Origin of the sequence: Butyrivibrio sp. XPD2006, from assembly GCF_000420865.1 — a bacterium.
Lineage (GTDB): Bacteria > Bacillota > Clostridia > Lachnospirales > Lachnospiraceae > Butyrivibrio.
The window spans coordinates 14927-36667 of sequence record NZ_ATVT01000010.1 but is presented as its reverse complement, the minus strand read 5'-3'; the positions used below and the strand labels follow the sequence as shown (position 1 = coordinate 36667).

26 protein-coding genes are annotated in these 21741 nt (G+C 43.0%); 6 read left to right on the top strand and 20 right to left on the bottom strand.

Annotated elements, in window-relative coordinates; translation table 11 throughout:
- Positions 1-2 precede the first annotated feature (2 nt).
- The 8 genes from G590_RS0111890 to argC form a co-directional block, all read right to left on the bottom strand.
- The gene (locus tag G590_RS0111890; RefSeq protein WP_022765891.1) at positions 3-683 is read right to left on the bottom strand and encodes a response regulator transcription factor; all 681 of its coding nucleotides are present in this window, start codon (positions 681-683) and stop codon (positions 3-5) included.
- Positions 684-701: 18 nt separating this feature from the next.
- Positions 702-1337: a helix-hairpin-helix domain-containing protein gene (locus G590_RS0111885; RefSeq protein ID WP_022765890.1), complete on the bottom strand. Its 636-nt coding sequence runs from the start codon at positions 1335-1337 to the stop codon at positions 702-704.
- A 65-nt stretch (positions 1338-1402) separates the two neighbouring features.
- On the bottom strand, positions 1403-2914 hold the full coding sequence (locus tag G590_RS0111880; protein ID WP_026494103.1) for a sugar ABC transporter substrate-binding protein: 1512 nt from the start codon (positions 2912-2914) through the stop codon (positions 1403-1405).
- Positions 2911-4110 carry an acetylornithine/succinylornithine family transaminase gene (locus G590_RS0111875; protein ID WP_022765888.1) on the bottom strand — a complete coding sequence of 400 codons (1200 nt, stop codon included), beginning with the start codon at positions 4108-4110 and terminating at the stop codon, positions 2911-2913. Before G590_RS0111875 ends, G590_RS0111880 begins: the two co-directional genes overlap by 4 nt.
- A 17-nt stretch (positions 4111-4127) precedes the next feature.
- Complete coding sequence (argB, locus tag G590_RS0111870) at positions 4128-5027, bottom strand: acetylglutamate kinase (RefSeq protein ID WP_022765887.1); 900 nt, start codon at positions 5025-5027, stop codon at positions 4128-4130.
- A gap of 11 nt (positions 5028-5038) precedes the next feature.
- Positions 5039-6262: a bifunctional glutamate N-acetyltransferase/amino-acid acetyltransferase ArgJ gene (gene argJ, locus G590_RS0111865; protein ID WP_022765886.1), complete on the bottom strand. Its 1224-nt coding sequence runs from the start codon at positions 6260-6262 to the stop codon at positions 5039-5041.
- Between the two features lie 26 nt (positions 6263-6288).
- Positions 6289-6732 carry a GNAT family N-acetyltransferase gene (locus G590_RS0111860; RefSeq protein ID WP_022765885.1) on the bottom strand — a complete coding sequence of 148 codons (444 nt, stop codon included), beginning with the start codon at positions 6730-6732 and terminating at the stop codon, positions 6289-6291.
- A gap of 29 nt (positions 6733-6761) precedes the next feature.
- Positions 6762-7814 (bottom strand): N-acetyl-gamma-glutamyl-phosphate reductase, encoded by a 1053-nt coding sequence (argC, locus tag G590_RS0111855; RefSeq protein WP_022765884.1) that lies wholly within the window; start codon positions 7812-7814, stop codon positions 6762-6764.
- Positions 7815-8026: 212 nt separating this feature from the next.
- Here argC and G590_RS0111850 point away from each other — a divergent pair, with 212 nt between their 5' ends.
- The 5 genes from G590_RS0111850 to G590_RS0111830 all read left to right on the top strand — a co-directional run bounded on the left by G590_RS0111850 (position 8027) and on the right by G590_RS0111830 (position 11732).
- Entirely contained in the window at positions 8027-9250 is a 1224-nt protein-coding gene (locus G590_RS0111850; RefSeq protein WP_022765883.1) for an argininosuccinate synthase, read from the top strand.
- A gap of 3 nt (positions 9251-9253) precedes the next feature.
- Entirely contained in the window at positions 9254-9547 is a 294-nt protein-coding gene (locus G590_RS0111845) for a DUF1294 domain-containing protein (RefSeq protein WP_022765882.1), read from the top strand.
- 12 nt (positions 9548-9559) lie between these two features.
- The gene (locus G590_RS0111840) at positions 9560-10294 is read left to right on the top strand and encodes a LytR/AlgR family response regulator transcription factor (protein WP_022765881.1); all 735 of its coding nucleotides are present in this window, start codon (positions 9560-9562) and stop codon (positions 10292-10294) included.
- Positions 10295-10381: 87 nt separating this feature from the next.
- Entirely contained in the window at positions 10382-11218 is an 837-nt protein-coding gene (locus G590_RS0111835) for a DegV family protein (RefSeq protein WP_022765880.1), read from the top strand.
- Between the two features lie 52 nt (positions 11219-11270).
- Complete coding sequence (locus G590_RS0111830; protein WP_051142148.1) at positions 11271-11732, top strand: DUF5721 family protein; 462 nt, start codon at positions 11271-11273, stop codon at positions 11730-11732.
- Positions 11733-11742: 10 nt separating this feature from the next.
- Here G590_RS0111830 and G590_RS0111825 read toward each other — a convergent pair whose 3' ends face one another.
- From G590_RS0111825 to rpmE, 5 genes are all read right to left on the bottom strand, one after another.
- Positions 11743-12102 (bottom strand): Hpt domain-containing protein, encoded by a 360-nt coding sequence (locus G590_RS0111825; protein WP_022765878.1) that lies wholly within the window; start codon positions 12100-12102, stop codon positions 11743-11745.
- Between the two features lie 111 nt (positions 12103-12213).
- Positions 12214-13284, bottom strand: a complete 1071-nt coding sequence (gene prfA, locus G590_RS0111820) for a peptide chain release factor 1 (RefSeq protein ID WP_022765877.1) — start codon at positions 13282-13284, stop codon at positions 12214-12216.
- 53 nt (positions 13285-13337) lie between these two features.
- Positions 13338-14177 carry a peptide chain release factor N(5)-glutamine methyltransferase gene (gene prmC / locus G590_RS0111815; RefSeq protein ID WP_022765876.1) on the bottom strand — a complete coding sequence of 280 codons (840 nt, stop codon included), beginning with the start codon at positions 14175-14177 and terminating at the stop codon, positions 13338-13340.
- A gap of 30 nt (positions 14178-14207) precedes the next feature.
- The gene (locus G590_RS0111810; protein WP_022765875.1) at positions 14208-15215 is read right to left on the bottom strand and encodes a DUF1385 domain-containing protein; all 1008 of its coding nucleotides are present in this window, start codon (positions 15213-15215) and stop codon (positions 14208-14210) included.
- An 81-nt stretch (positions 15216-15296) separates the two neighbouring features.
- A complete protein-coding gene (gene rpmE / locus G590_RS0111805; protein WP_022765874.1) occupies positions 15297-15503 on the bottom strand; it encodes a 50S ribosomal protein L31 in 207 nt (68 codons plus the stop codon).
- Between the two features lie 267 nt (positions 15504-15770).
- Between rpmE and G590_RS0111800 the strand changes: the two genes are divergently transcribed.
- On the top strand, positions 15771-16922 hold the full coding sequence (locus G590_RS0111800; RefSeq protein ID WP_022765873.1) for a hypothetical protein: 1152 nt from the start codon (positions 15771-15773) through the stop codon (positions 16920-16922).
- On the opposite strand, the gene sigH is transcribed toward G590_RS0111800, so the two are convergent.
- Genes sigH through G590_RS0111765 form a run of 7 tightly spaced genes read right to left on the bottom strand, consistent with a single transcriptional unit; the run spans position 16919 to position 21736 of the window.
- Positions 16919-17548 carry an RNA polymerase sporulation sigma factor SigH gene (sigH, locus tag G590_RS0111795; RefSeq protein WP_022765872.1) on the bottom strand — a complete coding sequence of 210 codons (630 nt, stop codon included), beginning with the start codon at positions 17546-17548 and terminating at the stop codon, positions 16919-16921. The genes G590_RS0111800 and sigH overlap by 4 nt on opposite strands.
- Positions 17549-17557: 9 nt before the next feature.
- Positions 17558-18313 (bottom strand): 23S rRNA (guanosine(2251)-2'-O)-methyltransferase RlmB, encoded by a 756-nt coding sequence (rlmB, locus tag G590_RS0111790; protein ID WP_022765871.1) that lies wholly within the window; start codon positions 18311-18313, stop codon positions 17558-17560.
- A gap of 19 nt (positions 18314-18332) precedes the next feature.
- Positions 18333-18767, bottom strand: a complete 435-nt coding sequence (locus tag G590_RS0111785; RefSeq protein WP_022765870.1) for a Mini-ribonuclease 3 — start codon at positions 18765-18767, stop codon at positions 18333-18335.
- Complete coding sequence (cysS, locus tag G590_RS0111780; RefSeq protein WP_022765869.1) at positions 18752-20176, bottom strand: cysteine--tRNA ligase; 1425 nt, start codon at positions 20174-20176, stop codon at positions 18752-18754. Before cysS ends, G590_RS0111785 begins: the two co-directional genes overlap by 16 nt.
- Positions 20169-20672 carry a 2-C-methyl-D-erythritol 2,4-cyclodiphosphate synthase gene (ispF, locus tag G590_RS19370; protein WP_022765868.1) on the bottom strand — a complete coding sequence of 168 codons (504 nt, stop codon included), beginning with the start codon at positions 20670-20672 and terminating at the stop codon, positions 20169-20171. The genes cysS and ispF overlap by 8 nt, the downstream gene beginning before the upstream one ends.
- A 33-nt stretch (positions 20673-20705) precedes the next feature.
- Positions 20706-21011: an AzlD domain-containing protein gene (locus G590_RS0111770; RefSeq protein ID WP_022765867.1), complete on the bottom strand. Its 306-nt coding sequence runs from the start codon at positions 21009-21011 to the stop codon at positions 20706-20708.
- A complete protein-coding gene (locus tag G590_RS0111765) occupies positions 21008-21736 on the bottom strand; it encodes an AzlC family ABC transporter permease (protein ID WP_022765866.1) in 729 nt (242 codons plus the stop codon). The genes G590_RS0111770 and G590_RS0111765 overlap by 4 nt, the downstream gene beginning before the upstream one ends.
- Positions 21737-21741: the final 5 nt, after the last annotated feature.

Genomic DNA, 21741 nt, shown 5'->3' with positions numbered 1-21741 from the left:
AGTTATGCCTGGAAGTAGTATCCGGCGCCCCATTTAGTTCTTACATATCTGGGCTCGCTTGGGTTAGACTCAAGCTTCTCACGAAGTCTTCTGATATGAACATCAACAGTTCTCTCATCTCCGGGATAATCTGTTCCCCAGATGGTCTCAAGAAGTTCCTCTCTTGTGTAGGTCTTGCCGGGAGTAGATGCCAAAAGTTCCAGAAGCTCATACTCTCTGCTGGTTACATTGATCTCTCTGTCCCCTACAAATACTCTTCTGTATTCTTCATTGAGCTTAAGGTCGCCAAAAGTCATCATCTTGTCAACCTCAGCAGTTCTGCCGGTTCTTCTGATAATAGCCTTGATTCTGGCCTTAACTTCAAGAATGTTAAAAGGTTTTGTGATGTAGTCGTCAGCGCCATACTCAAGTCCAAGGATCTTGTCCATATCATCACCCTTAGCTGTAAGCATGATAATAGGTACATCAGAAAACTCCCTGATCTGCTGACATACTTCAAACCCTGTGAGCTTGGGAAGCATGACGTCGAGAAGGATTATATCGTAATTGCCGCTTCTTGCCTTATCAAGAGCTTCCTGTCCGTCGTATGCACAGTCTACTACTATGTCATCCTGTTCCAGACTGAACTTTATTCCCTTTACGATTGCCTTTTCGTCATCAACTACAAGTGCTTTCTTGCCCATTTCCTCACCATTCCTAAATCAAACAGTAATATGATCTTTTATCTTGGAGAACAGCTTATCCTTGATTCCGGATACCTTCATGATATCTTCTATACTCTTAAAAGAGCCGTTCTCATCTCTGTATTTTATTATTTTACCCGCAATACCGTCTCCAATTCCCGGGAGTGTCACCAACTGGTCCTTGGATGCGGTATTGATATTGACAAGTCCGTTGCCGTCACTTCCGGCGACATTTGGAGTATTCCTATCTCCGTCAAAAGAATCTATATTCCTCGCCAACGCTTCATCAGCTGTTTCCTGAAGGGTTGGAATCTGAAGTTTGAAACCGTCATTGACTTTGGCAGCGAGATTGACGTAGGTCCTGTCTGCCTCTTCAGAAAAACCTCCGGCAGCACGAACAGCATCATCTATTCTGCTTCCGCCGGGCAGTTCATATACCCCCGGTGTCTGTACTGCTCCGCAAACATATACGACTACAACTTCTATAGATTCAGTCTCTTTTGCCTCTTCGGCAGGATCATCTGTCTCTGCAGGCTCTATGTCTTCACAGGCCTCCATAGCAGCGTTATCTGAAAGGATAATTTCACTGTTTGCAGATGTGCAACCGGTAAGAAGCATCAGCAATAATGCTGATAATGGTATAACTTTTCGCATGTTTCCTCCTTAAATAAAGAGGACCCCACCATGCTTTTCTATTCTATGCGATTGAAAGAAATAATTCAATCATTATCTTCAACATCTTCTGTGAGTCCGGCAGTAATTGCATCATCATCCGGATCAGGAAGCACCTCTGCGGTATAAGGAGTACCCGTTACCTGGGTCATAATGCTCTCGCAGACATTCTTGAGGGTTGAGTTACAATCCTCCCCGTTCCAGATCTTGGTGAATGCTATCTCCAGCTCCATCCACAGGTTACTGGTCTCAATAGTCTTAGGCATAGGTACCGAATCCGCATAAACACCAACAAATGTAGCAAGATTGGGGTTATCGTACTTAACTCCATAGTGTGCTGCCACCTTGCTGCTGAGTTTATAAATATCTCCTGAATTGTCAGAGCACAGATATCTGGCTACTTCATTGGCCTCGCTTGCATTTTCGGAAAGTCCGTTAACCACAAGACACTCTGTCACTGACATAGTCCTTGATCCAAAATCACCGGTAAGTCCCGGCATATCTGCAACCGCAAATTCAAAATCACATTCTCCGGCTGCCTTGGCATCGTCAATTTTCTTGATAATATCTGTTGTAGCAATGGTAAATACAACCTTACCGTCAATAAAGTCCTGAACAACCTTATCATAATCAATTGAATCGGCATCTATAGCAAAGAACTGATTAAGCTGCTGATAAATCTTCATACAGCTGATGGTATCAGTATTGTAGATATCTATCTGGCTTACATCATCTCCAGCTTCTCCGCCTACATTCATATAGTTGCCTACAAAGAAGTAATTATAGAAGATATCGGTCACATCCCACTGGAACACCGCTTCTACCTGCTCAGGAGCATTGTAGCTCTGTGCAAACTTAAGAATATCGGAAATATTAAGAGGAAGGCTCTCGGCAACCGCTTCATCGATCATGCCCTGAGTAATCTCAGCACTTACGTCCTCCGAAGTCACACTGTCATCTTCAGGTATCTCCCCTTCTTCTACTGCCTCTTCAGTCTGTTGCTGTGCAGCCTCTCCCTCAGCAGTATCTATCTCTGTCTGCATGGTTTCAACGGCCATGTTCTCAAGATAGGTCTTGTTATAGATAAGAGAACTGGTTTCAAAATAGAAGGGATATGCTATCTTTTTCCCCTTATAAGTTACAGAATTAATAGCAGCATCGGGGAATATTCCTTTTGAAAGGAATTCATCCCCGCCTTCAATCTCCATTGCAAGCCCAGCCAGGTAGGCTTTCTCCAGAGAATCATTTGTTATTATATATAGATCCGGGTAATTGTCCTCGTCCACGGAGGCCTTATTGATGGCCTCCAGGTACTCAAGACCTGAAACAAGAACAGGCTCTATTCGAACCTTACTGTTAGACTCAGAATAAGCAACTGCCTTACTCTGAAGATATGGAGTCAGGGTATCGTCTGTATACCACAGCCTCACGGTAGTTTTATTTCTTGCAAAAAGAGAATAATCCTCAAATATGCTCCTGTCCGAGCGTGCGTAAACATATGTGCCCAACAGCGCACAGGCAACAAGTATTATAGATATTATCCTGATTTTAATTCTCATAAAGACTCCAGACATGAATCAAGAATAACGATCATGTCATCTACATTCTCCTTAGTTATAACCAACGGAGGAACAAATCTTATTATCTCTGTTCCCGCATTTATAAGGATAAGCCCCTTCTCAAGAGCTTTGTTTATCACTTCTGCTACAGGTCTGTTAAATACAAGTCCCTGCATAAGACCGGCGCCACGCCTGTCAATTATGAAGTCATACTTATCCTTAAGTTCGTCAAGGCGCTTCTCCAAGTATGGAGCCACCTCATTCACATTCTCTATTATATTGTCCTGTTTAAATAAATCAAGGACTTTGTTTATAGCCGCGCAGGCAAAAGGATTGCCTCCATAAGTTGTTCCGTGGTCACCAGCAACCAGTGAATTCTGGCCTACTTTTTCAGTCATAAGGAATGCTCCAACCGGCACTCCACAGCCAAGAGCCTTGGCAGTTGTCATGATGTCAGGCTTAATTCCATACTTCTGCCATGCGTACATGTAACCTGTTCTTCCCATACCGCACTGGATCTCATCCAGGATGAGCAGAATGTCTTTTTCATCGCAAAGAGCTCTTACCTTGGTAAGGAATTCTTCTGTTGCCGGGAAAATTCCTCCCTCTCCCTGAACAGTTTCAAGGATAATAGCACATGTCTTATCGTTTACACACTTTAAGACGCTGTCAAAATTATTGAGATCGGCAAACTTAATATTACCAATCATAGGCTCAAACGCCTCTCTGTAATGGGGATTACCAGTTACCGAAAGAGCGCCGAAGGTTCTTCCGTGGAAGGAATGATTCATGGCAATGATCTCATGATCGTTCTTTCCATCCTTAAGAAAAGCGTATTTCCTTGCTGCCTTAAGAGCACCCTCTACAGCCTCAGCACCGCTGTTGGTAAAGAACACTCTGTCCATTCCGGACACTTCCTTTATCTTCTTGGCAGCCTCAATAGCAGGAACATTGTAATAGTAGTTTGATGTGTGCAGAAGCTTGTCAATCTGAGCCTTCAGCGCATCATTGTACTCCTTGTTATTGTATCCGAGAGCAAACACGGCTATTCCCGATACGAAATCCAGATATTTCTTGCCGTCAATGTCATAGAGATAAACTCCGTCACCTCTGTCCAGAACTATCTGATATCTGTTGTATGTATGTAAAAGAGCTTTCTCCGCCTCGTCTATATATTTCTGCATCATCTCACTCATTTTAATATCTCCTGTTATCAAACATTTGCAGCTGCCGATGCATCTGCATCCGGCATAAACATGGTTCCGATACCTTTATTTGTAAAGATCTCCAAAAGAAGGCAATGAGGAATTCTTCCGTCAAGAATATGCACTCTGTTAACGCCGCCTCTTACAGCATCTGTACAATTGCCAAGCTTAGGAAGCATTCCGCCGCCGATATTGCCACTTGCAATAAGGGCATCTGCCTCGGAGCAGGTAAGCCTTGAGATAAAAGACTCAGGATCCTTAATATCTTTATAAACTCCTTCAATGTCTGTAAGAAAAGCGAGCTTGTCGGCGCCGACTGCCTTAGCCACCGCACAGGCAGCATCATCTGCATTAATATTGTAAGTATCAAAATTATCATCCAGACCGATAGGTGCAATGATAGGCAGATAGTCATTATCAAGAAGATCGTATAAAACCTTGGGATCTACCTTGTCGATCTCACCAACATATCCTATATCCTTACCATCCGAATACTTCTTTTTAACATGAAGAAGTCCTGAATCCTTGCCACTGATTCCGATAGCCTTGACTCCGAGCTCCTGTACCATAGTCACAAGCTGCTTGTTAACTCTTCCAAGTACCATCTCAGCAATTTCCATCGTCTCAGAATCAGTAACCCTGAGGCCATTAACGAATTCAGCTTCCTTGCCAACCTTGGACACCCAGTTGCTGATTGCCTTTCCGCCACCGTGTACGATAATAGGCTTAAATCCGACAAGCTTCAAAAGAGTAACGTCTGTTATTACATTCTTCTGAAGTTCTTCGTTGCTCATAGCACTTCCGCCATACTTAACTACTATAATCTTTCTGTTAAACTTCTGAATATACGGAAGAGCCTCTACAAGTACTTCCGCCTTCTTAAGTACATCCTGCATCCCCTGATCCATAATAATCTCCTTTAACTCCTGTAATCTGCGTTTATCTTGACATAGTCATATGTAAGGTCACATCCCCAGGCTGTTGCCTCTTCTTTTCCTTCATGCATATCCACAAATACTGTCACAGCATCTGCTTTCATGATCTTAAGTGCTTCGTCTTCATCGAACACAATTGGTGTTCCCTTGTCAAAGACCTTGAGTCTTCCGTTTGTACTCTCAAAGAAAAGCTCCACATCATTCTGATCAAAATCAGCTCCCGAATATCCCATGGCGCAAAGGAATCTTCCAAAGTTTGCATCACATCCGAATATTGCTGCCTTTGAAAGGTTTGAACCAACAATAGCCCTGGATAATGTTCTTGCGTCATCTTTTGATTTTGCATTTACAACCTTGGCTTCAAAGAGCTTACTTGCACCTTCTCCGTCGGCTGCCATCTTCTTGGCAAGGAATGTACAAACATAGCTCAGAGCTTCCTTAAATGTGCTGTATTCATCGGTCTTATCCTTAATGATTTCATTACCCGACTCGCCGTTGGCCATGATAAGAAGCGTATCGTTTGTGGAAGTATCTCCGTCAACTGTGATCATGTTAAAAGAGTCCTTGACCACCTCTGACACTGCTTCCTGCAAAAGAGCTTTATCAATACTTATATCTGTTGTAAGAAAAGCAAGCATTGTGCACATGTTTGGATGTATCATGCCCGATCCCTTACTCATTCCGCCAAGGGTTATCTCTTTTCCACCGATTTCAAAAGTAACGGCTATCTCTTTATTAACTGTATCTGTTGTCATAATAGCCTTAGAAGCTGCAGTTCCAGCATCTATGCTGTCATCCAGGGTTTTGCTCATATTCTCAACCCCTGCCACCAGCTTATCTACCGGAAGCTGCATTCCGATAACACCTGTTGATGCTACGGCTACCGTATTAAATGGAACACCGAGAGTCTTCTCTACCGCTTTTGCAGTAGCTTCACAGGCATCAAAGCCCTCTTTGCCGGTGCAGGCATTGGCTATTCCTGAGTTTATAACAACGCCGTGCATCGGATCTCCTGAATAAACTATCTTCTGATCCCACTGAACACAGGCTGCCTTGACTACATTTGATGTAAATGTTCCGGCACAGGTACATGGCTTTTTGGAAAAAACAAAGGCCATATCTGTTCTGTCTTTATATTTGATGCCGGCCGCACAGCTTGCTGCCGTAAAACCTTTTGCTGCTGTTACTCCGCCTTCTATTACCTTCATAATGCCTCCTAATTGAATAATGCACGTTATTTATTAAAGACTGTAAGATTCTTATCATTAAGTGTGAAATCGTAATAATTCATGTCATCTCTGAGAGTCCATCCCATCTTCTGCCAGAACTTGTTTCCAACCTCGTTGGTGACAAAAGCATTGAGACAAACCTTGTTGATGCCCTCTTTCTTTAGCTGCTCACAGCAAAACTCAACCATTTTTCTTCCGATGCCGTGTTTTCTGTATTCTTCACTTACGCACACGTGGTAAAAGCAGGCTCTTCGTCCGTCATTACCACATAAAATAGCACCTACAATCTTACCGTCCTGCTCATACACTGCGCTGGTGTCGGGATTTCTTTTTATAAATCTCTCTATCCCATCCCTGGAATCATCCATGGTCCTGATTCCAAATCCATGTATTGACATCCACAGGGCATATACCTTGTCATAGTCTTCAATTGTCATCTTGCGAACCATAATAATCTCACTCCTCGGCCATCACTTAATTACGGAAAACTTGGAACAAGTTCAAGTCCCTTAGCTTCATCAAGGCCAAACATGATGTTCATATTCTGCACTGCCTGTCCGGCTGCTCCCTTGACCAGATTGTCTATAGCGCCCATCATGATCACTCTTCCGGTCCTCTCATCGATCTTAAAACCGATATCGACGTAGTTACTACCCTCTACCCATCTTGTCTCAGGGCAGACGCCGTCATCTAAAAGCCTTATGAACTTTTCATCTTTGTAGTACTTCTCGTAAACCGCTCTTATATCTGCTGAAGTAGGAAGTTTGCCATCATTCTTAATAAGAGTAGCGTATTCAGTAGCGAGGATTCCTCTGTTCATAGGGACAAGATGAGGTGTAAAGTTTATCACCATCTCTTTTCCCGCTGCATATCCAAGTTGCTCCTCAATCTCAGGAGTATGCCTGTGCGAGGCCACTCCGTATGGTTTAGCAGACTCGTTGACTTCGCAATAGAGATTGGCAACCTTAGCTCCTCTTCCTGCTCCGGATACGCCTGAAAGCGCATCAACGATCAGAGTATCTACATCTATAAGTCCTTCCTTTACAAGAGGATATGCTGTAAGAATTGAACAAGTTGTATAGCATCCGGGATTAGCAACAAGTCTTGCTCCCTTTACCTTGTCCCTGTTAATCTCGCAAAGGCCGTATACAGCTTCTTCTATATATTGAGGTGCCTTGTGCTCGATCTTGTACCACTTCTCATATACAGATACATCTTTTAATCTGAAGTCTGCAGAGAGATCGATTATCTTTACTTTATTAAGAATGTCTTCATTAACAAGTGATGCACACAGTCCCTGAGGAGTTGCTGTAAAGATGACATCTGCCTGGGATGCAAGTTCTTCCATATTGTCATCCATGCATTTTGCATCAACCAGTTTAAAGAGATTTCCATATATACTACTGTACTTCTCATCAATAAAGCTTCTGGATCCGTACCACACCACCTCTGCATCGGGATGTCCCTGAATGAGCCTTACTATTTCAGCTCCTGCGTAGCCTGTAGCACCTATAATTCCTACCTTAATCATATTGGCTTTCACCTCTCATAATATGTATAAACTTGTTTAAGTATACGACCGGTGCATGAATAATGCAATAGAAATTTAAATATTTATGCAGAAAACAAAAGATTTTTAAATATTTATGCAATTTGGTGTTGCATTTTATGCATCGAGGGTTTATATTTATATCCAACAAGCAACAAAATTATACCATACGAAGAAAGTTGAGGAGTGTTTCAATGGCAAAAGAAAAGGTTATTCTCGCATATTCAGGCGGTCTTGATACTACTGCTATCATCCCGTGGCTTAAGGAAAACTTTGATTACGAAGTTGTATGTGTCTGCATAGACTGCGGACAGGAAGAAGAACTTGACGGACTTGACGAAAGAGCAAAGAGTTGCGGAGCAAGCAAACTCTATGTCCTTGATGTTGTAGATGAGTTCTGTGATGACTACATTGTTCCATGTGTAATGGCTCACGCTGTTTACGAGAACAAGTATCTGCTTGGTACATCAATGGCACGTCCTCTGATCGCCAAGAAGCTGGTTGAGATTGCCAGAAAAGAAGGCGCTGTTGCAATCTGCCACGGTGCTACAGGTAAGGGTAACGACCAGATCCGTTTCGAGCTTGGAATCAAGGCTCTTGCTCCTGATATCAAGATAATCGCAGCCTGGAGAAATGATAAGTGGACAATGGATTCCCGTGAATCAGAAATTGCATACTGCAAAGCTCACGGCATAAACCTTCCATTCTCTGCAGACTCCAGCTACAGCCGTGACAGAAACCTCTGGCATATCTCCCACGAGGGTCTTGAGCTTGAAGATCCTTCACTGGAGCCCAATTACAAGCATCTCTTAGTACTCGGCAAGACACCGGAGGATGCTCCTGATACACCTACAACCGTTACCATGACTTTCGAGGGCGGCGTTCCCAAGTCAGTTAACGGCAAAGAGATGAAGGTTTCAGACATCATCCGCACACTTAATAAGCTTGGTGGCGAGAATGGAATCGGTATCGTTGATATTGTAGAGAACCGTGTAGTAGGAATGAAGTCCCGCGGCGTTTATGAGACACCCGGCGGAACAATTCTTTATGAGGCTCATCAGCAGCTTGAAGAGTTGATTTTGGATCGTGATACCTATACAATGAAGAAAGATATGGGCAACAAGTTTGCCGATCTAGTATATGAAGGGAAATGGTTCACTCCTCTTCGCGAAGCTGAGCAGGCATTCATTGAGTCAACTCAGAAGTATGTAACCGGAGAAGTTACCTTCAAGCTCTATAAAGGTAACATCATCAAGGCTGGTACTAAGTCACCTTACTCTCTCTACAACGAGAGCATTGCTTCATTCAAGACAGGTGATCTCTATGACCACCATGATGCAGAGGGCTTCATCAATCTCTTTGGTCTTTCATGCAAGGTTCGCGCTATGAAGATGCAGGAAGTGGAAAAGAACAAGTAATAGATGAAATCCATCTTTATTCTGGGAATATATTTATTAATAACAAACATTTTAGGGTTTGCTTTCATGGGTATCGACAAGAGGCGCTCTGTTCGTGGCGCCTTCCGTATCCCGGAAGCAACCCTTTTTGCTGTTGCAATAATCGGAGGAAGTCTCGGAAGCATATTGGGTATGCACATTTTCAGACACAAGACCAAACACTGGTATTTTCTCATCGGAATGCCCGTAATACTGATATTGCAGATAGCGCTTGTAGTCTTTCTTTATTTTAGTCCCATCGAATTCAGCTTTATGTAAAAGAGGTGTCCTATGCACATAGCAGTTTGTGATGACAATATAGCAGACAGAAAGCAGACAGAACGTCTTCTGGGTCGTCAGTCTGACAGATATTTCAAAGAAACCGGAGATCGAATCTGGATAGATTCCTTTGGCAATGTTGAAGCCTTCATGCAAAATCCCAAGATGTATCAGGGACTGTTTATCGATATGGTATCCGATGACGAGTGCAATGGTTTTCACATATTGAAGATGCTCTTGTATGCGGGAATTGAGAGTCCCATCGTGATGTGCTCCTCTTCCATTGACTACAGATCTCTTGTTGAAAAAGAAGGTATCAAGGCTGATAATATCTTTTTCCTGGACAAACCAATCAAAGTTGCTGAGATTACAGCTATGGTTGACAAGATCAGTGAGCTCAGTGTCACATCAGATCCTTCTATAGAGCTTCGAGGCAAGGATGAAACCGTCTATGCCCACGGTGATGATATCATCTGTGTAAAAAGAGCGCGTTTCGATCTGGAGGTGTACTTAACAGGAGGACGAATGATCGCCATTTTGGACGATATCGTCAATTTCTACGATCAGTGCAATATCTTTCCGCAGATATGTCCTGTAAATGACAATGCCATTATAAATATCAACCACATAAAAAAGACATCTTTTGGAAAAGTCACCTTAGATAATGATATGACACTCCCTATATCTTTTACTTACAGAAATGCCATCAACAAAACCAGGAAATATGTGAGCGAGCATGATTCCTGAAGTTTTGTTTACGTACCGGAGCAAACATGATATCATCAAACATGGTATTTGAAACTACATGTAAGTAACGTTCTATCAGGAGGTTTTATGAGCTATAAGATAGTAGTAGACAGCTGTTGCGATCTTCCGGCTGATCTGCGAAAGGACCCTAGAATTGAAGTTGTCCCCCTGGTTCTTCAGGTGGATGATTTTGTAATAATCGATGATGATACATTTAATCAGGCGGATTACCTGGCCAAGGTAGCCGCATCAAACGACTGTGCCAAGACTGCATGTCCTTCTCCCGAACTCTATATGAAGGCATACACCACAGATGCTGACGATGTATATGTTGTAACACTCTCTTCCAAGCTGAGCGGAAGTTATAACAGTGCTCTTCTTGGCAAGAATCTCTATCACGAGGAAATCGGAGACAAGAATATCCACATATGTGACTCCCTCTCTGCATGCTGCGGCGAGACTCAGATAGCCATGAAGGCAATGGATCTTGCAGAATCGGGACTTGCCTTTGAAGAAGTTGTAACTCAGCTTGAGGCCTTCAGAGACGAGATGAATACATATTTTGTTTTAGACTCACTCGAGACACTCAGAAAGAACGGACGCCTCACAGGTATGAAGGCTCTTGTAGCCACAACTCTTAATATCAAGCCGGTATGTATCGGTGTAAGAGGTGAAATCCAGCAAAAGACTCAGGGCATCGGTATCCGCAAGGCACTGGTCAAGATGGTTGATGTCGTAGCATCAGAGATCAAGGAAGCCGAGAAAAAGAGACTTCTAATCACACATGTTAACTGCTTTGAAAGAGCATGTGTTGTAAAGGATATGATACTAAAGAGGGTTCCCTTCAAAGAAGCCCTTATCGTTGACGCTGCAGGAGTTGCAACTACTTATGCCGGCGATGGCGGCATCGTTGTGACCTGTTAAGTCCATTGGTAAAAAGATGATAGCACTTAAAATACTTAAGCAAAAAAACTTCATGGCAAAGCTTCTGACTACAGAGCTGTTTGATAACTTCACTGTAGAAGAAGCCACCATAGACACTTTCAACACCTTCACAATAGATGGTCGTATACACAAAGAGTTCTACAAAAGCTCTGATGGAACCGAAGAGATTCCGGATTCCGAGTTTTCCGAATGGTCAAGTATTCGTCCCATCGCATTAAGTCTAATAAAAGGCAAACATACTCCTTTGGGGTTTAAGTTTATATTACATCTGGGAGAAGCCATGAAACTGTCTCTCCTTGAAAAATCCGATATGGATATTTCTCCGGATCAGATATCCCTTGGCATAAACATCAAATACTCACAGGGCGAAGTTGTTATCACCACAGGAGTAAGCTATTCAATATTTACTCTGGATAAAAGCGCAGAAAAAGCCTGGGATGAATACATCCCAAGCTTTTTGGAATCAAATGGTATTGAAGCAGATCTACTTTGATCTGCTTTTTTTATGCCTGATATTTCTGCAAAATAGCAATCAGCTCTTCATACTTCGGCTTTATCTGGTTATACTTCTCTTCATAACCATCCATGGATCCGGCCCTTAAAATCTCGGTCAGCTCGCATACAGGAGTAAGGAAGCCCTTAAGTCCCAAATTGGCACCAACACCCTTTAATGTATGAACAGCTTTAAAAGCCTCTGAAACATTTCCCTCGCCAAGATATTTGGTAAGATCATTCATGCTCTGGTCGTTCAAAAACTTGAACATAAACTTGGCAATGAGGTCCTCATTACCCATGAATCTGTCCAATATCTCGTTCCAGTCAACGCCCCATTCAATTAGTTCAGATTTAAATCCTGCGTCCATATGCCTCCATCCGTGTGAGCCGAAATGCAAAACATACGATGTAACATATAATAATTTTACAACATTTGGTTTTTCACATCAACGTTAAGGCCATTTTTTATGTAATTTTAATTATTCTTCTACAGAAGCAAGTTTCTCTGCCTGATCTGCTGCTATCAGACTGTCGATGATCTCGTCCAGGTCTCCGTCCATAATCTGGTCAATCTTGTAGAGAGTAAGACCGATTCTGTGATCTGTAACTCTTCCCTGATGGAAATTGTAGGTTCTGATCTTCTCGGATCTGTCTCCGCTGCCGACCTGGCTCTTGCGAAGCTGCGCTTCGTCGTTGTGCTTTCTCTCCCGTTCCATCTCATAGAGCTTGGCTCTTAAAACCTTAAGAGCTTTGGCCTTATTCTGCTGCTGGCTCTTCTCATCCTGGCAGGAGATAACTATTCCTGTAGGGAGATGTGTAAGCCTGACAGCTGAATCGGTAGTGTTTACGCACTGTCCGCCATTTCCGGAAGCTCGGAAAACATCAAACTTGCAGTCGTTCATATCTATCTCAACTTCTACATCCTCAACTTCCGGCATTATAGCAACGGTTATGGCTGAAGTATGTATTCTTCCACCTGACTCAGTGGTAGGAATCCTCTGAACCCTGTGAACTCCGCTCTCAAACTTGAGTCTTGAGTAGGCGCCGTCTCCCTTTATCATAAAGCTGACGGTCTTAATACCGCCGATACCGATATCCTCTACGCTCATGGTCTCTATTCTCCATGCGCGTCTCTCTGCATATCTCGTATAAAGCCTGAACATATCGGCAGCAAACAGCGCAGCTTCATCACCGCCGACACCCGCTCTTATCTCAACAATAACATTCTTCTCGTCGTTAGGGTCCTTGGGAAGAAGCAGAATCTTAAGTTTCTCCTCAAGCTCCGGGATTCTGTCCTTAGCTTCTGACAATTCCTCCCTGAGCATCTCCTTCATATCGGGATCACTCTCTTCATCAAGCATTGAAAGACTGTCTTCTATTGTCTTTTTTGTATCCTTGTACTGCTTGTAGCACTCAACAAGTGGCTCAAGGCTCTTCTGTTCCTTCATCAGGCTTCTGAATTTGTCCTGATCAGAAACCACAGAAGGGTCACCCAGCATCATGGTTATATCTTCATATCTTCTGATAATATCTTCTAATTTATCAAACATATCCTTATCTCCCGCAAACGTTTATATTGTCCCAGTCATCAAAGTTTGCGCAGCTAATAGAAGCATGCCTTAACAACTCTGTCGTTTCCGGAGAAATCCTTGACCACCTCAATCTCATGGTACTTGCCATTTTCCTTCAAAAGACCTGTCACTGCCTCTGCCTGATCGTAACCGATCTCCAAGATAAGATAACCGCTAGAAAAGAGATAATCTCCCGCTCCGCCAATTATCCTTCTGTAGAATGTAAGACCATCCTCATCTCCATCCAGAGCAAGTCTTGGTTCATGATCCCTTACCTCAGGTGCCAGAGTTTCAATGACATTTGTTGCTATATAAGGTGGATTGGATACCACAATATCATATTTCTCATTGTTCTTTGGGAAAAGATCTGTCAGCTCAAATTCACATCTGTCAGTAACCCCAAGGTCTTCCGCATTCTCTTTTGCCACAAGGAGAGCCTCATTCGAGATATCAGTACAGTGGGCCTTAGTCTCATTGGTATAGTGAAGGATACTGAGTGCAATACAACCTGAACCGGTACACAGATCAAGAACCTTCATGCCATCCTCACAATGCCTTAAAGCTTCTTCTACCAAAAACTCGCTGTCCTGCTCAGGAATAAGCACGTTCCTGTTCACCTTAAACTCAAGGCCCATAAAATCCCATTTCCCAAGAATATAAGCTACAGGCTCCCTATCTGCTCTCCTGTCTGTATAAGAGCTGTACAAAGCCTCCTCTTCCTGCGACAGTTCTCTGTCAGGATGTGCCAGAAGTGTACTGTGATCGGTGCCACACACACATTCTAAAAGGAGCCGGGCATCAAGTGCATACTCGTCTACTCCGGCTCTCATAAGTTTTTCTTTTCCGTTTTCGAAGGCTTCCAAATAATTCATAACAATTGCTATCCCGCGAAAATACTATATTTACTCAGCTGAAGGCTCTGCCTGATCGTCATCTGCCAGCCAGCTCTCATCAATTTCATAACCAAAGGAATCAGCAAGAAATTCCTTCCAGTCGAATACAGCCTCAACAGACTTGATGGCAACCTCAATCATATCATCATCAGGTTCCTTGGTTGTAAGTCTCTGAAGCCAAAGTCCCGGAGCTGAGATCATCCTGATCAGGAAGAAATTAGTCCTTCCTGCAAGTCTTATGATCTCATAAGATATTCCAGAAATAACAGGAATAAGTAAAAGTCTGATGACCACGCGCCATACATAGGAATCAATCCTGATAAAGAAGAACAGGATAATACTTACAAGCATAACAAAGAGCATAAAACTGCTTCCGCATCTCTTGTGAAGTCTTGAGCTCTTTCTGACATTACTTACAGTAAGAGGTCTTCCCTTTTCAATACAATTGATGCACTTATGCTCTGCTCCATGATACATAAACAGTCTCTTTATATCCTTGATCCTTGATATAAGAAGAATATAGAGAACAAAGATAAATATCCTCAGTACGCCCTCAATGATTGCTACCAAAGACTCATTTCTGGCATATTGAGAAATAACCTCTGAAAGCGCATAAGGCAATATCATAAACAGTGCAATAGCAAAAGCAAAGGACAAAAGTGTTGTAAACACCATAAGGAAAGTATCTTCATGTCCGCTGGATACCTTATCGATCTCCTCATCGAGCTTGGTAGGCTTTTCATTGGTCTCCTCGTAGAAGGATGATGAGTAATTAAGGGACTTAAGTCCAAGGATAAGTGAATCAACAAAAACAAAGATGCCCCTTACAAATGGAATATTAAGGAGTTTGCTTCCGTATGCAACACCGTGATACTCGTCATGCTCAACCTCTATTTCACCATTGGGCTTTCTGACAGCCACAGCATACATATCCTTATTCTTCATCATTACACCTTCAAGAACAGCCTGTCCGCCTATTCCGGAATAATGTCTAATCTTTCTCTTACGTCTCTTCATCTTACTTTACCGCCTGTTAAAGAAAAAGAGGCCAAGGCGAAATGCCTGGGCCTCACTTGTTTCTTGATCTCAAATTGTATATTACTTGTTGTCCATGCCGTATTTCTTGTTGAACTTATCAATACGTCCACGAGCAGCAGTAGCCTTCTGAGTTCCTGTGTAGAAAGGATGGCACTTTGAGCAAATTTCTACGTGGATTTCGCTCTTTGTTGATCCTACTGTAAATGTGTTACCGCAGTTGCAAGTAACAGTTGCCTGATGGAATTCTGGCTGAATGTCCTGTCTCATTTCTTCTCACCTCACTATATCTGAATACTTCATCTGTTTCCGACAGACGTTGTCAGCGCTTAAAGCACCTGACATCAATGTGTTCACGTTTACTGTTTTACAACAGCTATATAAATATAGCACACTAATGAGTATATGGCAAGGATTTTTTATTTACCCTCTTTTTTTAAAAAACTAAAGATTCTAATAATATGTGACGATAAATAATACGGAAGGTTATGCAACTCTGAAAAGGATTTTCAGCCGAAGGCATCAAGGAGGATGCGTATGAGTATTAGCATAAACGCCAATCAAATATACGCTTCCATCAGAGACAGGGGCCAGACACAGGCAGATACCTGGGCCGGTCAGGCTCGTGGTTTTGGTGCGCCCAATAATAAGTCTGCAACCAAAAGTACTCCAACCTCTCACAATACCACCAGAGCTCTTGAATATCAGCAGCGTACCCAGCAAAAGAAAGACAATTCAATCATAGCCCAGAGCCAGAGCTACGCTGATTCCCTGAGAGCTTCAAGAACAAAAGCACAGGAAACAAATCTGGAAAAGAAAAAACTCCAGTACAGTTATAAAAAGATCTCCTCTCAGATCGTAAGAAGCAAGACTTCTGTAAGTGCAAGAAAAGCTGCTTCTGCAGCAAGACGTGAAGTTCAGCGTCTTAAGAGGCTTCGAAACAGCGGCGAATATGATGAAGAAGAGCTTCAGATCTCCATTGAGCACGCAAAATCCATGGAAAGAATAGCCAAGAAGAAAGTAGCTCACCTTCAACAGGAAGAGATGATTGAGCGCGGACAGAACGGCGCCATGGCTGCTCTTGAGGAGAAGGAAGAAGAAAGAAATGAAGAGGAAAAACTTGAAGAGGATCCTTTAGAGGAAGAAATCCCGGAGGAGCAGGAATACTCCGAGCAGGATTATGCAGATGAAATGCAGGTCATGATGGCAGATATGCAGGATGAAATGGCCTACAGGATGGAAGAACTCTCTGAGGAGATGGAGCTTGCAATTCAGGAATTAATGGAGAACAATCAGGATTCCATGGAAGAGATGACATCGGATATGATGAATATGATCCGGGATGCCATGGAAGAAATGGATGAAGTTCTTGAGCTGGATGATCTGGCAAATACAATGGTCGCTCCTGATCCCAATATGTCAGAAGACGACCTCAAGATGCTTAAGATGAAGCATCGTACCAAAGAAATGAAAGACATTGCCAAGGCCGATGGTGAATACCTCAAAGCTATTATGGATAAATATGAAAAAAAGGGTGTTGCCGGCACCGGATTATCCGGAGCTGCAGCAAGCACTCCGACCTTTGGCGGAGGTGCCGCAATATCAAGCTCTCCAACACCGATAACAGTATCTGTTCCCTCAGCTTATGGCTCAGGCAGTGCATCTATGAGCTTTGACGCCTTTGCTTAACCCTTTTTCTTAAGATATTTCTTTAGTTTATTTCGAATTCTCTGCATTGCATTGTCAGTGGACTTCTCATCCCTGCCGAGCACTGCAGAGATTTCTTTTACGCTCATACCTGTTATATACAGATCCAGCACCTGGCGCTCCAAGTCACTTAACTCTCTGTCAATTTCTTCTTCCAGATCCTTGAGATTCTCCTGATCAATCACATACTGTTCGGGAATAAGATTTGCATCGGATTCCAAAACTTCTTCCAGAGCTGCTTCGGTTCCCGAATCCACATCCTCTCTGCTGGCGTAGATTGATATATAGCTGTTGAGAGGAGCATGCTTTTTCCGGGCAAGTGCTTTGATCGCCGAATACATCTGCCTTGATATACAAAGCTCGGCAAAGGTAGCAAAGCTCGCATCTCTTCCACAGTCATAGTCTCTTACCGCTTTAAAAAGACCTATCATGCCCTCCTGTATCAGGTCATCCCGGTCAGCTCCAAGGATATACATTGATGCAGCCTTTTTTCGGACCAGATCCTTGTACTTGTTCATGATATGATCGGTTATATCATCTTCGCCGCCGTCATGAATACGAACAATAAGCTGTTCATCATCCATGTCGCTGTATTTTCCCTTGCTCATTTATCGACCTCACGAAAGTCTCTGTCTGACAACCTCAAAAGCAAGCACACCTGCCGCAACAGATGCATTAAGTGAATCTATATCACCCTTCATGGGAATTGATGCGATCATGTCGCACTTCTCTTTTACCAGTCTGGAAACTCCGCTGCCTTCATTGCCTATTACCAGTCCGATAGCTCCTTTAAGATTAAGCTTGTACATGGTTGTTCCGTCCATATCAGCACAGGCAAACCAAAGTCCTCTTTTCTTGAGTTCCTCAATAGTCTGAGCAATATTTGTCACCTTGACCACAGGTGTATAGTTAAGAGCTCCTGCTGATGCCTTGGCAACGGTAGCAGTAAGTCCTACTGCCCTGTTCTTGGGAATGATAACTCCGTGAGCTCCCGACAGATTGGCAGTTCTTATGATTGCACCGAGATTGTGAGGATCCTCGATACCATCCAGAACAAAGACAAAGGGATCTTCATTTCTGGCTTGTGCCAGTTCAAAGATATCTTCCATTTCAGAGTACTTGTAGGCTGCAGCGATGGCTATAACGCCCTGGTGCTTGCCCGTCTCGGAAATCTGATCAAGTCTCTCTCTGCTCACAAACTTAATAAGAGTTCCCTGCTTCTTGGCTTCTCTTCTGATAGTGGAAACAGGTCCGTCCTGACATCCATCGAGAATATAGACTTTATCTATGGTCTTTCCGGATCTGTATGCTTCTATAACGGCGTTTCTGCCTTCAATTTTCTCCTCATTGGGAGTAAGTATCTCTTTTTCCATTTAAATTCCTCAGATATTCTTACAGATTAAGGCCATTTCGCTCAAGACCGAGTTTAATAAGATCCAGGGCTCTGTCCGTATCGCCCTTAAGATAAAGGAAACCAACTACCGCTTCAAGACCAGTAGCCTCCAGATATTCCATTGTTGATGCATTCTTGGCTTTGGTATGAGGTTTGGAATTTCTGCCTCGTCTGTAAATATCTTTTTCTTCTTCGGTAAGTTCCTCCATAATAGAGGCAGCAACTGCAGCCTGAGACGGTGCTTTTACAATAGCGCTCGCTTTTTTATGGAGATTGTTGACCGCTGTATTACCTCTGTTAACAAGGATTGAACGTATCACCAGATCATATACAGCATCGCCTATATAGGCAAGCGTAAGAGGCGAATAGGTTCTTATGTCCTTGGAGGTAATATCAAATCTCTCATTTATATAGTCATTTAAACTAACTGCCATTTAACTCCCTCACGGGTGTCTTTTATCTCGACGCCTCTACTTAAAAGCTCATTTCTTATGGCATCTGCTGTTGCAAAATCCTTGGCCTTCTTGGCTTCTGCTCTCTTCTCAATCTGCTGATTGATATATTCAAGGAGCTCGGGATCAACCTCTGTTTCCTCGGAAAGAGAGGTTGCATGTCCGATAAGATCCAGAGAAAGCACCTTGTCAAAACTCTCTACAAGTGCAAGCTTGGTTGCATCGTTAGTATCTGCCTTGAGAGCATCATACAGAACTGTAATAGCCATTGAAGTATTGAGGTCATCAGAGATCGCCGCTCTGAACTTATCCTCGAATTCCTTTTTGACTTTCTCATCGACAGCTCCGTCAGCCTTAAGCTCCGCTACTCTCTTCACCAGCTTGTTGAAAGTTCCCACATTACTGTCAAGAACATCAAACGAGAACTCAAGAGGTTTGCGATAGTGTGACTGAAGGCAGAAGAATCTGTAAACAAGCGGATCGTAACCCTTCTCCTGAAGAACGGATACTGTAAGTACCGCTCCCTTGGACTTACTCATCTTGCCGGCTCTGTCATTTAAGTGATTGCTGTGGAACCAGTAATTGCACCACTTGTGGCCGAGATAACTCTCTGACTGAGCAATTTCATTGGTATGGTGAGGGAACATGTTGTCAACACCACCGCAGTGAATATCAAGCCTTTCTCCCAGATGCTTCATTGAAATGCATGAGCACTCAATGTGCCATCCGGGATATCCAACTCCCCATGGGCTGTCCCACTTAAGAGCCTGATCCTCAAACTTGGATTTGGTAAACCAGAGAACAAAATCAGTCTTATTTCTCTTGTTTGAATCCTCTTCTACATCATCTCTTACACCGATCTGAAGCTCTTCCTTCTCGATGGCAGATGAGAATACGTAGTAGTCATCAAGCTTACTGGTATCAAAATATACGTTGCCGCCTGCCTGATATGCATAGCCCTTCTCAAGCAGCACCTGAACCATATGGATAAATTCAGGAATGCAGTTTGTGGCAGGTTCAATAACATCAGGTTTCTTATTGCCAACCGCTGCAAAATCCTTGAAGAAAGCATCTGTATAGAACCTGGCTATCTCCATTACGCTCTTATGCTCTCTCTTGGCTCCGGCAAGCATCTTGTCCTCACCGGTATCCGCATCGGATGAAAGATGTCCTACATCAGTGATGTTCATGACACGTTTAACATCATATCCGGCATACTCCAGTGCCTTGACCAGAACATCCTGCATGATATATGTTCTTATATTTCCGATATGTGCATAGTGGTATACGGTTGGTCCGCAGGTGTACATTGACACCTTTCCTTCTTCATTTGGAACAAACTCGTCCACTTTTCTTGTGAGTGAATTGTAAAATCTGAAACTGTTACTCATTACTGTGCTCCTTGCAGGTATAAATTTTATTATTCAAAAGACAAATCGCCTGAGATGAAATTCCTTCTCCGGTTCCGGTAAAGCCAAGTCCTTCTTCTGTAGTCGCCTTGACGTTAACCTGTGACATTTCAATTCGAAGAGCATGTGCTATATTTATTCTCATCTCATCGATGTGAGGTCTCATCTTGGGTGCCTGTGCGATTATTGTAGCATCAATGTTCTCAACGACATAACCGTTTGCATCAAGCAGCTTACAGACTTCCTTTAGAAGTTCCAGAGAATCTGCTCCCTTGTATTTAGGATCAGTATCCGGGAAGTGTTTGCCTATATCTCCCAAAGCCGCTGCTCCAAGAAGTGCATCCATTATAGCATGAAGAAGAACATCGGCATCGGAATGTCCAAGCAGTCCCTTCTCATAAGGTATCTTGACACCTCCGATAATCAAATTCCTGCCTTCTACAAGCTTATGAACATCGTATCCCATTCCTACTCGCATAGCAATATCCCTTTCAATATAATTATCTGACTGTTAGTGTAAAAACAATTCTACTATAAAAGCCGCCGCACATGAAAATCCCGCAACTGTGAGAAGGCTCCTCTTGTTAAAAGCCAGTACAAGCGCCACAACAAATCCGATAACAGATGAAATCACATAATCTGTGGCGTTAATAATAGCCGGAAATGTCATAGCAGCCAGAGTTGCATACGGAACATAATACAAAAACGACTTTATGAATCTGCTCTTTATCTCTTTTCTGATAAGTGTCAACGGTAGCGCTCTGATAAGATAAGTTACCACTGCCATCAGAATAATATACATGTAGAGTCTGCTCATTCCCCGTCACCTCCTTCAGTATCTGAAACAGGTGCAAAAAATGCAGCAAGTGCAGCAACAACAACTGTTATTATTATAATCCTGAAGCCCCCGGAAATAGCAGTTCCAAGCACCGGTGCGTATGTGAATACAGTACTGAGAACCATCGCCGAAAGCACCACTGCCATTACAGCTTTGCTGGTTCTTGTATCAGGAATTATGATTGCGATAAACATACCATATATGGCAAGTCCAAGACAACTGATAAGTCTGTGTGGCATGATCTGTCCCGAAAAAGCGCCAAGCGTAGTTCCAAAAACCCATCCAAAAACCGATGTTGCTATAAGTCCATAGGAGTAAAGAGGATACAGTCTTCCTTTTCTTAGTACGCTCACTCCAAAAATCTCATCTGTCACGCCATATGATATTCCCAGTCTGTGGCCGGTTCCAAGCTCCGGATCCAGTTTCTGGGACAGTGCACAGCTCATCAGCATATATCTCAGGTTGATGATGAACTGCAGTATTGCAAGTTCGATAAAACTTCCGTTCCTTGCTATTACCTCCAATGCAGAGAACTGACCTGCACTGGTCACATTCAAAAGTGATGTCATGGCTGCCTGAAAAACAGTCATTCCGATTTTTGACGCTTCAATTCCGAAAGCAAAAGAAACTGCCATATATCCCAGACAAATGGGTATGGCATCTCTGCATCCCTCCTTGAAGTCCTTAAAACTCCCAACATTCATACAAC

Coding starts and splice junctions, on each gene's coding strand:
- G590_RS0111810 (WP_022765875.1), bottom strand. CDS start 15,215: ATGAAGAGACGTAAGAGAAAGATTAGACATTATTCCGGAATAGGCGGA.
- argB (WP_022765887.1), bottom strand. CDS start 5,027: ATGGATCAGGGGATGCAGGATGTACTTAAGAAGGCGGAAGTACTTGTA.
- ispF (WP_022765868.1), bottom strand. CDS start 20,672: ATGCGAGTAGGAATGGGATACGATGTTCATAAGCTTGTAGAAGGCAGG.
- cysS (WP_022765869.1), bottom strand. CDS start 20,176: ATGAGTAACAGTTTCAGATTTTACAATTCACTCACAAGAAAAGTGGAC.
- rlmB (WP_022765871.1), bottom strand. CDS start 18,313: ATGGAAAAAGAGATACTTACTCCCAATGAGGAGAAAATTGAAGGCAGA.
- prfA (WP_022765877.1), bottom strand. CDS start 13,284: ATGTTTGATAAATTAGAAGATATTATCAGAAGATATGAAGATATAACC.
- G590_RS0111885 (WP_022765890.1), bottom strand. CDS start 1,337: ATGCGAAAAGTTATACCATTATCAGCATTATTGCTGATGCTTCTTACC.
- G590_RS0111770 (WP_022765867.1), bottom strand. CDS start 21,011: ATGAGCAGACTCTACATGTATATTATTCTGATGGCAGTGGTAACTTAT.
- G590_RS0111835 (WP_022765880.1), top strand. CDS start 10,382: ATGAGCTATAAGATAGTAGTAGACAGCTGTTGCGATCTTCCGGCTGAT.
- argC (WP_022765884.1), bottom strand. CDS start 7,814: ATGATTAAGGTAGGAATTATAGGTGCTACAGGCTACGCAGGAGCTGAA.
- G590_RS0111785 (WP_022765870.1), bottom strand. CDS start 18,767: ATGGCAGTTAGTTTAAATGACTATATAAATGAGAGATTTGATATTACC.
- G590_RS0111880 (WP_026494103.1), bottom strand. CDS start 2,914: ATGAGAATTAAAATCAGGATAATATCTATAATACTTGTTGCCTGTGCG.
- sigH (WP_022765872.1), bottom strand. CDS start 17,548: ATGAGCAAGGGAAAATACAGCGACATGGATGATGAACAGCTTATTGTT.
- G590_RS0111830 (WP_051142148.1), top strand. CDS start 11,271: ATGGCAAAGCTTCTGACTACAGAGCTGTTTGATAACTTCACTGTAGAA.
- G590_RS0111875 (WP_022765888.1), bottom strand. CDS start 4,110: ATGAGTGAGATGATGCAGAAATATATAGACGAGGCGGAGAAAGCTCTT.
- G590_RS0111845 (WP_022765882.1), top strand. CDS start 9,254: ATGAAATCCATCTTTATTCTGGGAATATATTTATTAATAACAAACATT.
- G590_RS0111840 (WP_022765881.1), top strand. CDS start 9,560: ATGCACATAGCAGTTTGTGATGACAATATAGCAGACAGAAAGCAGACA.
- G590_RS0111800 (WP_022765873.1), top strand. CDS start 15,771: ATGAGTATTAGCATAAACGCCAATCAAATATACGCTTCCATCAGAGAC.
- G590_RS0111825 (WP_022765878.1), bottom strand. CDS start 12,102: ATGGACGCAGGATTTAAATCTGAACTAATTGAATGGGGCGTTGACTGG.
- prmC (WP_022765876.1), bottom strand. CDS start 14,177: ATGAATTATTTGGAAGCCTTCGAAAACGGAAAAGAAAAACTTATGAGA.
- G590_RS0111850 (WP_022765883.1), top strand. CDS start 8,027: ATGGCAAAAGAAAAGGTTATTCTCGCATATTCAGGCGGTCTTGATACT.
- argJ (WP_022765886.1), bottom strand. CDS start 6,262: ATGAAGGTAATAGAAGGCGGAGTAACAGCAGCAAAAGGTTTTACGGCA.
- rpmE (WP_022765874.1), bottom strand. CDS start 15,503: ATGAGACAGGACATTCAGCCAGAATTCCATCAGGCAACTGTTACTTGC.
- G590_RS0111860 (WP_022765885.1), bottom strand. CDS start 6,732: ATGGTTCGCAAGATGACAATTGAAGACTATGACAAGGTATATGCCCTG.
- G590_RS0111765 (WP_022765866.1), bottom strand. CDS start 21,736: ATGAATGTTGGGAGTTTTAAGGACTTCAAGGAGGGATGCAGAGATGCC.
- G590_RS0111890 (WP_022765891.1), bottom strand. CDS start 683: ATGGGCAAGAAAGCACTTGTAGTTGATGACGAAAAGGCAATCGTAAAG.